Here is a 14,174-nt window from a genome sequence, read left to right on the forward strand (position 1 = left end):
ACCGCAGGGGGAGGCGGGGATCGTTTCAGCCCAGTGACATGACGACGAGCGCGGTCGTCGCGGCGGTCTCCGCGAGCCCCCCGAACACATCACCGGTGACCCCGCCGAAACGGCGGACGCAGTGCCGCAGCAGGAGTTCCGCGCCCACGAGGGCCACCGCCACCGCGACCACGGCACGGACGACGTCGTACGCCCCGACGAGCGCGCCCCCGGCCGCCGCGACCCCGGTGACGGCGAGCGCGACACCGGCCGCGCCCGCCCCCGGCACCACCCCCGCGACCGCCGCGCCCAGCCCCTCGGGGCGGGCGGGCGGCACCCCGGCGCGGGCGGCCAGGGTGAGCGCCAGCCGCGCCACGACCGCCGACAGCACGGCGGCCAGCGCGCCGCGCGCCCAGGACCCGTCGTACGCCCGGGCCAGCGCGGCCACCTGGGCCAGCAGGACGAGGACGAGCGTGAGCACCCCGAACGGTCCGATGTCCGACTGCTTCATGATCCGCAGGGCGTCCTCGGCCGGCTTGGCGCTGCCGAGCCCGTCCGCGGTGTCGGCGAGCCCGTCGAGGTGCAGCCCCCGGGTCAGGGCGGCCGGCACGGCCACCGTGGCCACGGCGGCGAGCGGCGCACCGGCGCCGAGGAACAGCAGCAGGAGGCCCGCGGAGGCGGCCGCGACACCGATCGCCAGCCCGGCCAGCGGGGCGCACAGCATGCCGGCGCGTGCGGCCGGACGGTCCCAGCGGGTGACCCGCACGGGGAGCGCGGTGAGGGTGCCGAAGGCGAAACGGAGGCCGTCGGCCGGGGGAGCGGTGAAGGGCTCGGGCATCGGCGCAGATTACCGGGCGGTCACCGGGGCGCCCGTGGCAGCTGTGGATAAAGTGCTCATATGGGACATTGGTGGGAGCGGAACATCCTGGAGCCGGGCAAGCTTCCGCTGCTCCTCGCCCTCGCGGCCTTCGTCCTCACCTTCCTGATCACCCGGGTCGTCACCCGGCTGATCCGGGCCGGGAAGGGCCCCTTCGGCAACGTGACGGCCGGCGAGGTGCACATCCATCACGTCGTGCCCGGCGTCATCCTCACCGTGATCGGCGGCTTCGGCGCGGTGGCGGGCGGCGGACGCGGCTTCGGGGCGGCGCTCAGCGCGGTCCTGTTCGGGATGGGCGCGGGGCTCGTCCTGGACGAGTTCGCCCTGATCCTCCACCTCGACGACGTCTACTGGAGCGAGGCGGGCCGCAAGAGCGTGGAGATGGTCGTCCTCACCGCCGCCCTGGTCGGCCTCCTGTTGGTCGGGTTCGCGCCGTTCGGCGTCAACGACCTCTCCGAGGACGAACTCCAGAACCGGGCGAGCGTCGCCGCGAACGTCGCGGTGAACTTCCTCTTCGCGCTCATCGCCCTGAGCAAGGGCAAGACGCGCATCGCCGTCTTCGGCGTGATCGTCCCCGTGGTGGCCCTGATCGGCTGCCTGCGGCTGGCCCGCCCCGACTCCCCGTGGGCCAAGCGCTTCTACCGGCGCCGGCCCCGCGCCCGGGCGAGGGCGACCCTGCGCGCCTACCACCACGACCGCCGCTGGTCCGGCCCCCGCCGAGCCCTCCAGGACTGGCTCGGCGGCAAACCCGACCCGTCCCCCTAGGGACACGGGGAACCGCGCACACCAGGGACACGGGGAACCGCGCACACCAGGGGCGCGGGGAACCGCGCACACCAGGGGCGCGGGGAACTGCGCACATCAGGGGCGCGGGGAACTGCGCGACGGGGGTCCGGGGGCGGAGCCCCCGGGGACGGGACGGGAAGGGGCGGCGGGGGCGCCCACCAGCCCGAACCCCCGCCCCCCGCTCCTCGCCCCACGCCCCTCGTCACTCGCGCCCGGCGAGCCCCTCCGGCCCCACCGAAACGTCCGGCCCCGCCGCAACACCCGGTTCCGCCGAAACGTCCGGCTCCGCCGATTCCCCCGCCCCCTCCTCCGGCAACTCCGCCGCCAGCGCCGCGGCCGCCTGCACCAGAGGCAGAGCCAGCAACCCTCCCGTCCCCTCGCCCACCCTGATGCCGTGGGAGAGGACCGGCTCCAGGGCCATCCGGTCCAGCGCCTTCGCCTGCCCCGGCTCACCGCTGTCGTGCGCGGCCAGCCACCAGTCCGGCGCCCGGAACGCGACCCGCTGGGCCACCAGCGCGCACGCCGCCGTCACCACCCCGTCCAGGACGACCGGCAGCTTCCGCACCGCCGCCTGCAACAGGAAACCCGTCATCGCGGTCAGATCGGCCCCGCCGACCGTCGCGAGCAACTGCAACTGGTCGCCCAGCACCGGCCGGGCCCGGCGCAGCGCGTCACGGATCGCCGCACACTTGCGCATCCACGCCAGATCGTCGATCGCCCGGCCGCCGCGCCCGGTCACCACCGACGCGTCCGTCCCGCACAGCGCGGCCACCAGCACGCCCGCCGCCGTGGTCCCGCCCACGCTCACATCGCCGAGCACCACCAGGTCCGTACCGGAGTCGGCCTCCTCGTCGGCCACGGCCATTCCCGCCCGGAACGCCGCCTCGGCCTCCTCCGGGGTCAACGCGTCCTCGATGTCGATGCGTCCGCTGCCCCGCCGCACCCGGTGCCGTACGACGTCCTCGGGCAGCGACTCCGGGTCGCAATCCAGCGCCATGTCGACCACCCGCACCGGCACCCCCAGCCGCCGGGCCAGCACGGACACCGGACGGCCGCCGTCCAGCACCTCCCGCACCAGGCCGGCCGCGGTGCCCGCGGCGCGCGCCGAGACGTCCAGCTCGGCGATCCCGTGATCACCGGCGAACAGCACCACCCGCGGGCGTTCGACCGGCCGCACCGGCACCGAGGACTGCGCCGCCGCCAGCCACTCACCCAGGTCGTCGAGGCGGCCCAGCGACCCGGGCGGCACGATCCGGCGCTCCCGGTGCGCCTCCGCGTCGCGGCGCACCCCGCCGTCCGGACGCTCGATCAGATCGGTGAAGTCGTCGAGATTAAGCGAGCTCATTCGCCGAACAGTACCGGCCCCGCTCGAACACGAGGGCGTGCCGGCCGACACCGCGCGCACCGCCTCACCCGCACCACGCCACCCCGGCGCCGGTCCACCCCGGAACCTCTCCCCGTACGTAACGTTTTGCAAGGGAATGCCGGACATCCGACCGTCCGCCCCCTCCCTCCGCCGTCCGCCCCGTCTGACCCGTCCGACCGTCGCCGTGCCCCACCTCCGACCCGCCCGTCCCGCCCGTCGCGTCACTCCGTGCCGCACGCCCTCACGCCGGGAGCCGCCCATGTCCGCGCTCACCCCCGACACCGCGCCCCCCGTGCCGCACGGTTCCGCCCGGGTGCACGAACCGCGCCGCGCGGACTGCCCCTGGTGCGGCTCCGCGCGGCTGCGCAACCGGCTGCGCACCGGCGACCTGCGCCGGCACCGCCCTGGCCTGTTCACCGTGGACGTCTGCCGGGACTGCGGCCACACCTTCCAGAACCCCCGCCTCACCGCCGAGGGGCTCGCCTTCTACCGGCGGGCCGTGCGCGGCGCCCCCCGGGACCCCGCCACCGAACGCGTCCTGGCGTTGCACGCCGCCCGGCACCGGCGCCGCGCCGCCGCCCGCGCGATGCTCCCCTTCGGCGAACCGGAGAGCTGGCTGGACGTCGGCACCGGACTCGCCCGCTTCCCGCTCTCCGCGCGGGAGTTCTTCCCGTACACCTCCTTCGACGGCACCGACCTCACCGCGCGGGTCGAGAGAGCCCGCACGCTCGGCCGCGTCGAGGAGGCCCACATCGGGCCCCTGACGGACCCGGGCGTCATGGCGCGGCTGGCCGGCCGCTACGACGTGGTCAGCCTGCTGCACCACCTGGAACACACCACCGACCCCCGCGCGGAACTCCACGCCGCCCTCGATGCCCTGCGCCCCGGCGGCCACCTGCTCGTCGAGACCCTCGACCCGCGCTGCGCCTACGCCGCCCTGTTCGGCCGCTGGTGGCTGCCCTACGACCAGCCCCGCCGGCTGCACCTGCTGCCCCCGCGCAACCTCCGCGCGGAACTCGAACTCCTGGGCTGCACCGTCGTCACCGCCGGACACCGCGCGGCGCACGTGCCGCACGACCTGGCCGGGCTCACCGCCCTCGCCCTCTCGCACGCGCTGCCCGCCCCGGACACCCCCTGGCGGGCCATCCCGCCGACCCCCTTCCGGCGGCACCTGCGCACGGTCCTGCTGCGCGCCGGCACCCCGCTGGTGGTCGCGGCCGCGGTGACGGACCTGGCCCTCGCACCCCTGGTCCGCCACACGCCGTTCGCCAACGCCTACCGGATCGTCGCGCGCAAGCCGGAGAGCTGACCCGCCGGGGCGTCACCCCCGCAGGACGACCGCCTGCCCCGCCACCACCAGCAGCACCTGCTCGCACTCCCGCGCGAACGCGGCGTTCAGCCGCCCGAGTTCGTCCCGGTAGCGGCGGCCGGACGCGGTGGCGGGCACGATGCCCGAGCCCACCTCGTTGGAGACGGCGACCACCGTCCGCCGGGTCGCGCGCACCGCGTCCGTCAGCTCCCGCACCCGCGCCCGCAGCGCCCGCTCCCCGCCGTCCGCCCACTCCGCGTCGTCCCACGCCCCCACGGCGTCCATCGCGTCCGTCAGCCACAGCGACAGGCAGTCCACGAGCAGCGGCGGCCCGTCGTCCTTCAGCAGCGGCACCAGGTCGCAGGTCTCCACCGTCCGCCACGACCCCGGCCGCCGCTCCTGGTGCGCCGACACCCGCGCCGCCCACTCGGTGTCCCCGTTGCGCGACCCGCCGGTCGCCACGTACAGCACCTCGGGGAACGACTCCAGCCGGCGCTCGGCCTCCACCGACTTGCCCGAGCGCGCCCCGCCCAGCACCAGCGTCCGCCGCGGCACGTCGGGCACGTCCTCGTAGGCGCCCACCTCCAGGGTCGTCCCGTCGGGCACGGCACGCGCCCCGGCCGCCGCGAGCCGGCGCCGCAGCTCCGCGCCCGGCGGCACGTCGTGGTCCAGGTGGACGGCGACGACGTCCGTGGTCGGGCCCACCGCCCCCGTCTCCCGCAGCCGCGCCAGCGCGTCCGGCCGCCCCACGACGTCCAGCAGCACCATCGCGTACGTCTCGGCCGCCGCCTCCAGCCCGGCCGGCGCCCCGCCCGGCGGCAGGTACAGCAGCCGCTGCCCGTCCGGCCCGGTCACCGCGTATCCGGTGCCCGGCGCGTCCAGGGCCACCGCCCGCACCCGATGGCCCGTCAGCAGCGCCAGCTCCCGCCCGTCCGGCACCCGTCCGGGTTGCGGCAGCCCGGCCGGCAGCTCGACGGCGGGCCCGTCGTGCGGGTGCGACAGCAGCACCTGGCGTACGCCGCCCAGGGAACGCCCCGCGCGGGCGGCGGCGAACGCCGCACCCGGCGTGAGGTCGAGCAGCAGCGCCCCGTCCACGAGCAGCGAGGCGGCCGCCCGCGCGTCCGCGCCGAGCGCGGACGCGCACGCGGCGCAGGGACAGTCGGGGCGGGGGAGTCCCGCGGGGGCACCGGTGCCGAGCAGAGTCAGTTCCACGCCCCCGATTTTCGCCCCTCCCCACGGTCGCTGCCCGTCCGACTAGGCTCTTGGGCAGGAGCCGGACGCGATCCGGCTCCTGCTGTGCAGTGTGCTCACACCTATGGGAGGCGTACATGGCGGCATGGACGTGGCGGTTCGAGAAGGCCGACGGGACGCAGGTCGAGCCCGCGGTGCCGCCGGAGGAGTTCCCCACACAGGGGGACGCCGAGTCCTGGATCGGGGAGAACTGGAAGGCCCTCGCGGAGGGCGGCGCCGACCAGGTGCGCCTGCTGGAGGACAGCACGGAGATCTACGGCCCGATGAGCCTCCACGCGGAGACGGAAACCGCGGCGGAAGAGGCGTGAGCAACGGGGCGGGGGCCACGACGGCCCTCGCCCCTCGCACCGCGCCCGTGACAGCCCTCCGCGCGGCGCCCGTGAGGATCCCTCACGCGGCCCCAACCCCTCGCGCGGCGACCCCGGGGAGCCGTGGCCCGGGACCCCGTAAGGGTGATCTCAGCCCCGGACCCCGCACAGGTGCAGCAGCGCCGCCACCCCGCGGTAGGGGTCCGTGCGGGCGGCCCGGTCCTCGACCGCGAGCAGCGTCTCCAAGTCGTCCGGGAGGCACGCGTCGTCCGGGACCGTGTCCGTGAACACCCGTACGCCGTACCAGGTGTGCAGCGGCGCGCCGATCCCCGCGAGGGTCGCCGTCAGCCACTTCAGCCCGTAGGACGCCGCGCCGAAACCCGCCAGCGTCCCGGCCCAGTCGCCCGCCAGACCCGGCCGCATCGCGGCCGCGTCGCCGTTGCGCACCAGCAGGGACAGCATGCCGCCGGGCGCGAGCATCCGGGCCAGCCCGGCCAGCAGCGCGTCCGGCTCCTCGACCCGCATGAGCACGCCGTGACACAGCACCACGTCGAAGCTGCCCGGCAGGAAGTGCACCCCGGTGTCCCGGCCGTCACCCTGGACGATCCGCATCCGCTCCCGGATGCCCTCCGGTTCCCCGGCGAGCTCCTCCCGCGCGGCGGCGATCAACGCCGGGTCCTGCTCGACGCCGGTCACCTGGTGCCCGGCCCGGGCCAGCCGCAGCGCCTGCGCCCCCCGGCCCATGCCCACGTCGAGCACGCGAAGCCGCCGCCCGACCGGGAAGCGCCCCACTATCTGCTCCTCCAGCTGGCGGGCCACCAGCTCCTGCCGGACGACGTCCCGCAGACCGCCGAGCCCGCTCAGCCGGTCCTGCGCCGCGCCGTCGGCACACGGCGTGGTGCTCAGGGCCGCTCCCCGCGCTTCACCTGGGGCTTGGGCAGCCGCAGCCGGCGCATCTGGAGCGAGCGCATCAGCGCGTAGGCCACCGCGCCGCGCCGGTTGTCGTCGGGGAAGCGCTCCGCCAGCCGCTTCTTCAGCCGGAACCCGGTGACGACCGAGTCGAGCACGATCATCACGATCACCACCAGCCACAGCAGCAGCGCCGCGTTCTGCAACTGGGGCACCTGGATCATGCTCAGCACCAGGATGATCACGGCCATCGGCAGGAAGTACTCCGCGATGTTGAACCGCGAGTCCACGAAGTCGCGCGCGAACCGGCGCACCGGACCCTTGTCACGGGCGGGCAGGTAGCGCTCGTCACCACTGGCCAGCGCCTGGCGCTGACGCTCCAGCGCGGCACGGCGCTCCTCACGCTGCCGCTTGGCGGCCTCCTTGCGCGACATCGTCGTATTGGCCACGCTGCGCCGCTGGCTCTGGGCCTGGCTGCGCTTGGGCGTGGGACGGCCCTTGGGGGCCTCCGGGTGGCGGGTCTGCTGGGAGTCGGTCACGGTCGCCTTGTCGGCGGCCGACGCCTTCTCTTCCTTGGCACGGCTACGGAACACAAAACCCAAGGGTACGGGGTGCCCGGGGTTGGACCCCAGCCCCGGGGGGAACGATCCGGCAACGCCGGACGTCTCCAAAAGGACAGAGGGGACGTTGTGACGGCGTCCGGATGTCCGGGTGGTCCGGCGGGCCCCGGGGATCACCTACTCCCTACGCCGGAGCCGGAGGGCGGTCAGTCGTCCTTGGGGATGAGCGCATCCGTCCCCGGACAGTGCGGTAATGGATGCAGGGCCCGTACTGTGGGTTCTGTCGCAGGAGCTGGAGCTGGAGTCCGTCAGAAGGGGGCGCGCGAAGCCCATGAGCGGTGTCATGAAGCGTATGGGGATGATCTTCCGCGCGAAGGCGAACAAGGCCCTTGACCGGGCCGAGGACCCGCGCGAAACCCTCGATTACTCGTACCAGAAGCAGCTGGAGCTGCTCCAGAAGGTCCGCCGCGGTGTCGCCGACGTGGCCACCTCGCGCAAGCGCCTGGAACTCCAGCTCAACCAGCTCCAGTCCCAGTCGGGCAAGCTGGAGGACCAGGGCCGCAAGGCGCTCGCGCTGGGCCGGGAGGACCTGGCCCGCGAGGCGCTGTCCCGCCGCGCCGCCCTCCAGCAGCAGGTGACGGACCTGGAGACCCAGCACGCCACCCTCCAGGGCGAGGAGGAGAAGCTCACCCTCGCGGCCCAGCGCCTCCAGGCCAAGGTGGACGCCTTCCGCACGAAGAAGGAGACCATCAAGGCCACGTACACCGCCGCCCAGGCGCAGACCCGGATCGGCGAGGCCTTCTCCGGCATCTCCGAGGAGATGGGCGACGTCGGGCTGGCCATCCAGCGGGCCGAGGACAAGACCGCACAGCTCCAGGCGCGGGCCGGCGCGATCGACGAACTGCTCGCCTCCGGCGCCCTCGACGACCAGTCCGGCATGCACAAGGACGACATCCAGGCCGAGCTGGACCGGCTCTCCGGTGGTACGGATGTAGAGCTGGAACTGCAGCGCATGAAGGCCGAGCTGGCCGGGGGCACCTCCGGCGGGCAGCAGGCCATCGAGGGCGGCAACGGTCAGCAGCAGTCCCAGCAGCAGCCGCAGGACACCCCCCGCTTCGACAAGCAGTAGGCACCGACGGCGGCAGGGGCCCACGCCGAGGAGGGCGACATGATCGTACGGATCATGGGGGAGGGGCAGGTGACGCTGGCCGAGGACCGGCTCGCCGACCTGAACACGCTGGACGAGGAACTGCTCGCCGAGATGGAGAACGGCGACGGGCCGGGCTTCCGCGCGACGTTGAAGGCGCTGCTGGCCAAGGTCCACGAGCTCGGCGAGCCCCTGCCCGACGACTCCCTGGAGCCCTCCGACCTGATCCTGCCGTCCCCGGACGCCACGCTCGAGGAGGTCCGGGCCCTGCTGAGCGACGACGGCCTGATCCCCGGCACCTGACGGCACCGGCCGCCCCCGTCCCGCCCCGCGGGTGGGGGCGAGGCCCGGGGAGGCGTTCCCCGGGAGGGTCACACCCACCCGGTCCCGTGGGAACGGCCGCGCGCCCCGGCTACCGTAAACACCCGTGACCCCCTTCGACCGCGCCCGGTGCCGACTGAGCGCACACCCCTTCGCACTGGACGCGGCCCTCGCCGCCGGCGTCCTGGCGTGCATGGTGGCCGGTTCCTTCGTCGAACCGCACGGCCCCGAGGGCATCGACTGGGGACTGCGCACCCCGGACCCCCTCAGCCTGGTCCTGATGACCCTCGGCGCCGCCGCGCTCGTCCTCCGCCGCCGCGCCCCCCGTACGGTGCTCGCCCTGGCCGGCGGCGTCTCGGTCGCGGAGTCCGTCACCGGCGACCCCCGCGCCCCCGTCGCCATGTGCGCGGTCGTCGCGCTCTACACCGTCGCCTCCACCACCGACCGCCCCACCACCTGGCGGATCGGCCTGCTCACCATGACGGTCCTCACCGGCACCGCCATGGTCGCCGGCCCCCTGCCCTGGTACGCCCAGGAGAACCTGGCGATCTTCGCCTGGACCGGTATCGGCGCCACCGCCGGGGACGCCGTGCGCAGCCGCCGCGCCTTCGTCCAGGCCATCCGCGAACGGGCGGAGCGCGCCGAACGCACCCGCGAGGAGGAGGCCCGCCGCAGGGTCGCCGAGGAGCGCCTGCGCATCGCCCGCGACCTGCACGACGTCGTCGCCCACCACATCGCCCTGGTCAACGTGCAGGCCGGGGTCGCCGCCCACGTCATGGACAAGCGGCCCGACCAGGCCAAGGAGGCCCTCGCCCACGTGCGCGAGGCCAGCCGCTCCGCGCTGGGCGAACTGCGGGCCACCGTCGGCCTGCTGCGCCAGTCCGGCGACCCCGAGGCCCCCACCGAGCCGGCCCCCGGCCTCGACCGCCTCGACGAACTCGCGGGAACCTTCCGCAACGCCGGGCTGCGCGTCGAGGTCGCCCGCACCGACCAGGGCACCGGCCTCCCCGCCGCCGTGGACCTGGCCGCCTACCGGGTCATCCAGGAGGCCCTGACCAACGTCCAGAAGCACGCCGGCACCGAGGCGCGCGCCGAGGTCAGCGTCGTCCGCGTCGGACCCCACATCGAGATCACCGTGCTCGACGACGGCAGCGGCGAGGACCAGGACGACACCCCCGGCGGCGGACACGGACTGCTCGGCATGCGCGAACGCGTCACCGCCCTGCGCGGCACCCTCACCACCGGCCCCCGCTACGGCGGCGGTTTCCGCGTCCATGCGATCCTGCCCGTCGAGCCCCGCACCTCCGCCGCCCAGGACAGCCGCCCGTGACCACCGTCCCGCTGGAGCCCGTATGACGATCCGTGTCCTGCTCGCCGACGACCAGGCACTGCTGCGCAGCGCCTTCCGCGTGCTCGTCGACTCCGAGCCGGACATGGAGGTGGTGGGCGAGGCGTCCGACGGCGCGGAGGCGGTCCGGCTGGCCCGCGAGCAGCGCGCCGACGTCGTCCTCATGGACATCCGGATGCCCGGCACCGACGGACTCGCCGCCACCCGCATGATCAGCGCGGACCCCGCACTCGCCGGGGTCCGGGTGGTGATCCTGACGACCTTCGAGGTCGACGACTACGTGGTGCAGTCCCTGCGGGCCGGCGCCTCCGGGTTCCTCGGCAAGGGCTCCGAGCCGGAGGAGATGCTGAACGCCATCCGGATCGCCGCCGGGGGAGAGGCGCTGCTGTCCCCGCTCGCCACCAAGGGCCTGATCGCCCGCTTCCTCGCCCAGGAGGGCACGGCCGGCGACGCCGACCGGGACCCCGCCCGCGCCGAACGGCTCGACTCGCTGACCGTGCGCGAGCGCGAGGTGCTGGTCCAGGTGGCCGGCGGGCATTCCAACGACGAGATCGCCGAACGCCTCCAGGTCAGTCCGCTGACCGTGAAGACCCACGTCAACCGGGCCATGGCCAAGCTGGGCGCCCGCGACCGGGCCCAGCTGGTGGTCACCGCCTACGAGTCGGGGCTGGTCCGTCCAAGGGTGGACTGAGCTCCGCCGGGCGTACTGCGGCCGGAGTACGCCCCCGTACCGGAGACTGGACCTCGGGTCTACGGATCGGCCCCCGTGGATGGCTCAGGGTGTAGAGCGGGCGCTCACCTGTGCGCTGCCGCCCACCGGACTTCTGCCGTTCCTCCACGGAAAAGAGACCCTGACCATGTCCTGGCTGTCCAGATTCAGCCTCGCGCAACGGGCGCTGATCGGACTGATGTCGATCATCGCGCTCGTGTTCGGGGCGATCGCGATACCCCAGCTCAAGCAGCAGCTGCTGCCGACCATCGAACTGCCCATGGTGTCCGTGATCGCCCCGTACCAGGGCGCCTCCCCGGACGTGGTGGAGAAGCAGGTCGTCGAACCCATCGAGGACAACCTGGAGGCCGTCGACGGCATCTCCGGCGTCACCTCGACGGCGAGCGAGGGCAACGCCGTGATCATGGCGTCCTTCGACTACGGCAACGACACCCAGCAGCTCGTCGCCGACGTCCAGCAGGCCGTCAACCGGGCCGGCGCCCGCCTCCCGGACGACGTCGACCCGCAGGTCGTCGCCGGTTCCACGGACGACCTCCCGGCCGTCGTCCTCGCCGTCACCTCCGGCAAGGACCAGCAGGCGCTCGCCGACCAGCTCGACCGGACCGTGGTGCCCGCGCTGGAGGGCATCGACGGCGTCGGCCAGGTCACCGTGGACGGCGTGCGCGACGTCCAGGTCACCGTCACCCCCGACACCGCGAAGCTGGCGAAGGCCGGCCTCACCGCCCAGTCGCTGTCCACGGCCCTCCAGGCCGGCGGGGCGACCGTCCCGGCCGGCTCCTTCGACGAGGACGGCGCCAACCGCACCGTGCAGGTCGGCGGCGGCTTCACCTCGCTGCGGCAGATCGAGGACCTGATGGTCACCGGCGAGCCCGGCGAGGGCGAGCCGGTCCGTCTCGGCGACGTCGCCGCGGTGAAGCAGGAGGAGGCCGCGGCCGACTCCCTCACCCGCACCAACGGCCGGCCCAGCCTCGCCGTCATGGCCACCATGGACCACGACGGCAGCGCGGTCGCCATCTCGGAGGCCGTCGAGGAGAAGCTGCCGGAGCTGCGCGAGGACCTCGGCGACGGGGCCACCCTCACCGTCGTCAGCGACCAGGGCCCGGCGGTCTCCCAGGCCATCGAGGGCCTGACCACCGAGGGCGCGCTCGGTCTGCTCTTCGCCGTCCTGGTGATCCTGGTCTTCCTCGCGTCGGTCCGCTCGACCCTCGTCACGGCGGTGTCCATCCCGCTGTCCGTCGTGCTCGCCCTGATCGTGCTGTGGACCCGCGACCTGTCGCTGAACATGCTGACGCTGGGCGCGCTGACCATCGCCGTCGGCCGCGTCGTGGACGACTCCATCGTCGTCCTGGAGAACATCAAGCGGCACCTCGGCTACGGCGAGGAGCGCCAGTCGGCGATCATGAACGCGGTGCGCGAGGTGGCGGGCGCGGTGACGTCCTCCACGCTCACCACGGTCGCCGTGTTCCTGCCGATCGGCCTGGTCGGCGGCATGGTGGGCGAGCTGTTCGGCTCCTTCAGCCTCACCGTCACGGCGGCGCTGCTGGCGTCCCTGCTGGTGTCGCTGACGGTCGTGCCGGTGCTGTCCTACTGGTTCCTGCGCCCGCCGAAGGGCACCCCGGAGGACGCCGAGGAGGCGCGCCGGCTCGCGGAGGAGAAGGAGGCGAAGAGCCGCCTGCAGCGCCTCTACGTCCCCGTGCTGCGCTTCGCCACCCGGCGCCGTCTGACCAGCGTGGCCATCGCGGTCGTCGTACTGATCGCCACCTTCGCCATGGCGCCGCTGCTGAAGACCAACTTCTTCGACCCCGGCGAGCAGCAGGTCCTCACCGTCCAGCAGGAGCTGGAGCCCGGCACCAGCCTGGCCGCCACCGACGCCCAGGCCAAGAAGGTCGAGAAGCTCCTCGGCGACACCGAGGGCGTCAAGGACTACCAGGTGACGATCGGCTCGTCCGGCTTCTTGGCGGCCTTCGGCGGCGGTACGGACACCAACCGGGCGACCTACCAGGTGATGCTGGAGGACGACGCGTCCTTCGAGGACGTGCAGGACGGCATCGAGAAGGGCCTGGACGGGCTCGACGGCATCGGCACCACCACCATCGCGGCCGGTGACGGCTTCGGCAGCCAGGACCTGAGCGTGGTCGTCAAGGCGTCCGACGCGAAGGCGCTGCGCGAGGCGGCGGACCGGGTCCGTGACGCGGTGGCCTCCCTGGACGACGTCACCGACGTCACCAGCGACCTGGCGCAGAGCGTGCCCCGCGTCTCGGTGAAGGCCAACGACCGGGCCGCCGCGGCCGGGTTCGACGACCGGACCCTCGGCGCGGCCGTCGCCCAGGCGGTCAGGGGGACCCCGGCGGCCACGGCGGTCCTGGACGACACCGAGCGCGACGTCGTCATCCGCTCGGCGAAGCCGGCCACCACCGTGGACGAGCTGAAGAACCTGCGCCTCGGCCCGGTGAAGCTGAGCGACGTCGCCACCGTGAAGGTCGTGGACGGTCCCGTCTCCATGACCCGGATCGACGGCCAGCGCGCGGCCACCGTCACCGCCAAGCCGGACGGCGACAACACCGGCGCGGTGAGCGCGGACCTCCAGTCGAAGATCGACGCGCTGAAGCTCCCGGCGGGGGCGACGGCGGAGATCGGCGGTGTCTCGCAGGACCAGGACGAGGCGTTCGCCAACCTGGGCCTGGCGATGCTGGCCGCGATCGCCATCGTCTTCATGCTGCTGGTCGGCACCTTCCGCTCGCTCGCCCAGCCGCTGATCCTGCTGGTCTCCATCCCGTTCGCGGCGACGGGCGCCATCGGCCTGCTGCTGGTCACCGGCACCCCGATGGGCGTCCCGGCGATGATCGGCATGCTGATGCTGATCGGCATCGTTGTCACCAACGCGATCGTGCTGATCGACCTGATCAACCAGTACCGCGAGCAGGGCCACGGCGTCGTCGAGGCGGTGCTGGAGGGCGGCCGCCACCGCCTGCGGCCGATCCTGATGACGGCCCTGGCGACCATCTTCGCCCTGCTCCCGATGGCGCTGGGCGTCACCGGTGAGGGCGGCTTCATCGCCCAGCCGCTGGCCGTGGTGGTGATCGGCGGTCTGATCACGTCGACCCTGCTCACCCTCCTGCTGGTCCCGACGCTCTACGCGATGCTGGAGCTCCGCAAGGAGCGGCGCGCGAGGAAGCGGGCCGCGAAGAAGGGCGCGCCGGCGCCGACGCGGGCACCGGAGGAGCCGGCCCAGGTCTGACGTCCGGCCGTACGCCGAAGGGGCGCCCCGTGACCGCACGGGGCG

Annotated in this window: 13 protein-coding genes; 8 read left to right on the plus strand and 5 right to left on the minus strand. The window is 74.1% G+C overall.

Going from position 1 to position 14,174, the window contains the following annotated elements; genetic code table 11:
* Nucleotides 1–25: 25 nt before the first annotated feature.
* Nucleotides 26–817: an adenosylcobinamide-GDP ribazoletransferase gene (locus FHX78_RS25540; protein ID WP_145869743.1), complete on the minus strand. Its 792-nt coding sequence runs from the start codon at nucleotides 815–817 to the stop codon at nucleotides 26–28.
* 60 nt (nucleotides 818–877) lie between these two features.
* On the opposite strand from FHX78_RS25540, the gene FHX78_RS25545 reads away from it, so the two are divergent.
* A complete protein-coding gene (locus FHX78_RS25545; protein WP_145869744.1) occupies nucleotides 878–1,621 on the plus strand; it encodes a hypothetical protein in 744 nt (247 codons plus the stop codon).
* Nucleotides 1,622–1,844: 223 nt separating this feature from the next.
* Here FHX78_RS25545 and cobT read toward each other — a convergent pair whose 3' ends face one another.
* A complete protein-coding gene (cobT, locus tag FHX78_RS25550; RefSeq protein WP_145869745.1) occupies nucleotides 1,845–2,987 on the minus strand; it encodes a nicotinate-nucleotide--dimethylbenzimidazole phosphoribosyltransferase in 1,143 nt (380 codons plus the stop codon).
* Between the two features lie 280 nt (nucleotides 2,988–3,267).
* On the opposite strand from cobT, the gene FHX78_RS25555 reads away from it, so the two are divergent.
* Complete coding sequence (locus FHX78_RS25555; RefSeq protein WP_145869746.1) at nucleotides 3,268–4,317, plus strand: class I SAM-dependent methyltransferase; 1,050 nt, start codon at nucleotides 3,268–3,270, stop codon at nucleotides 4,315–4,317.
* A gap of 12 nt (nucleotides 4,318–4,329) precedes the next feature.
* Here the strand turns inward: FHX78_RS25555 and FHX78_RS25560 are convergent, their stop codons facing one another.
* Nucleotides 4,330–5,529: a bifunctional adenosylcobinamide kinase/adenosylcobinamide-phosphate guanylyltransferase gene (locus FHX78_RS25560; RefSeq protein ID WP_145869747.1), complete on the minus strand. Its 1,200-nt coding sequence runs from the start codon at nucleotides 5,527–5,529 to the stop codon at nucleotides 4,330–4,332.
* Between the two features lie 116 nt (nucleotides 5,530–5,645).
* On the opposite strand from FHX78_RS25560, the gene FHX78_RS25565 reads away from it, so the two are divergent.
* On the plus strand, nucleotides 5,646–5,876 hold the full coding sequence (locus FHX78_RS25565) for a hypothetical protein (RefSeq protein ID WP_145869748.1): 231 nt from the start codon (nucleotides 5,646–5,648) through the stop codon (nucleotides 5,874–5,876).
* Between the two features lie 150 nt (nucleotides 5,877–6,026).
* Here FHX78_RS25565 and FHX78_RS25570 read toward each other — a convergent pair whose 3' ends face one another.
* Both FHX78_RS25570 and FHX78_RS25575 read right to left on the minus strand, forming a co-directional pair.
* Nucleotides 6,027–6,695: a methyltransferase domain-containing protein gene (locus FHX78_RS25570; protein ID WP_145869749.1), complete on the minus strand. Its 669-nt coding sequence runs from the start codon at nucleotides 6,693–6,695 to the stop codon at nucleotides 6,027–6,029.
* Nucleotides 6,696–6,778: 83 nt separating this feature from the next.
* Nucleotides 6,779–7,456, minus strand: a complete 678-nt coding sequence (locus FHX78_RS25575; protein ID WP_145869750.1) for a DUF3043 domain-containing protein — start codon at nucleotides 7,454–7,456, stop codon at nucleotides 6,779–6,781.
* Nucleotides 7,457–7,688: 232 nt separating this feature from the next.
* Here FHX78_RS25575 and FHX78_RS25580 point away from each other — a divergent pair, with 232 nt between their 5' ends.
* From FHX78_RS25580 to FHX78_RS25600, 5 genes are all read left to right on the plus strand, one after another.
* Nucleotides 7,689–8,474 (plus strand): PspA/IM30 family protein, encoded by a 786-nt coding sequence (locus tag FHX78_RS25580; RefSeq protein ID WP_268257227.1) that lies wholly within the window; start codon nucleotides 7,689–7,691, stop codon nucleotides 8,472–8,474.
* Between the two features lie 39 nt (nucleotides 8,475–8,513).
* Nucleotides 8,514–8,795 carry a PspA-associated protein PspAA gene (gene pspAA / locus FHX78_RS25585; RefSeq protein ID WP_145869751.1) on the plus strand — a complete coding sequence of 94 codons (282 nt, stop codon included), beginning with the start codon at nucleotides 8,514–8,516 and terminating at the stop codon, nucleotides 8,793–8,795.
* Between the two features lie 124 nt (nucleotides 8,796–8,919).
* Nucleotides 8,920–10,143 carry a sensor histidine kinase gene (locus tag FHX78_RS25590; protein ID WP_145869752.1) on the plus strand — a complete coding sequence of 408 codons (1,224 nt, stop codon included), beginning with the start codon at nucleotides 8,920–8,922 and terminating at the stop codon, nucleotides 10,141–10,143.
* A gap of 22 nt (nucleotides 10,144–10,165) precedes the next feature.
* Nucleotides 10,166–10,852: a response regulator gene (locus FHX78_RS25595; RefSeq protein ID WP_145869753.1), complete on the plus strand. Its 687-nt coding sequence runs from the start codon at nucleotides 10,166–10,168 to the stop codon at nucleotides 10,850–10,852.
* A gap of 166 nt (nucleotides 10,853–11,018) precedes the next feature.
* A complete protein-coding gene (locus FHX78_RS25600; protein WP_145872154.1) occupies nucleotides 11,019–14,129 on the plus strand; it encodes an efflux RND transporter permease subunit in 3,111 nt (1,036 codons plus the stop codon).
* The last annotated feature ends 45 nt before the right edge of the window (nucleotides 14,130–14,174 follow it).

Source organism: Streptomyces capillispiralis, from assembly GCF_007829875.1.
Taxonomy (GTDB): Bacteria; Actinomycetota; Actinomycetes; order Streptomycetales; family Streptomycetaceae; genus Streptomyces; species Streptomyces capillispiralis.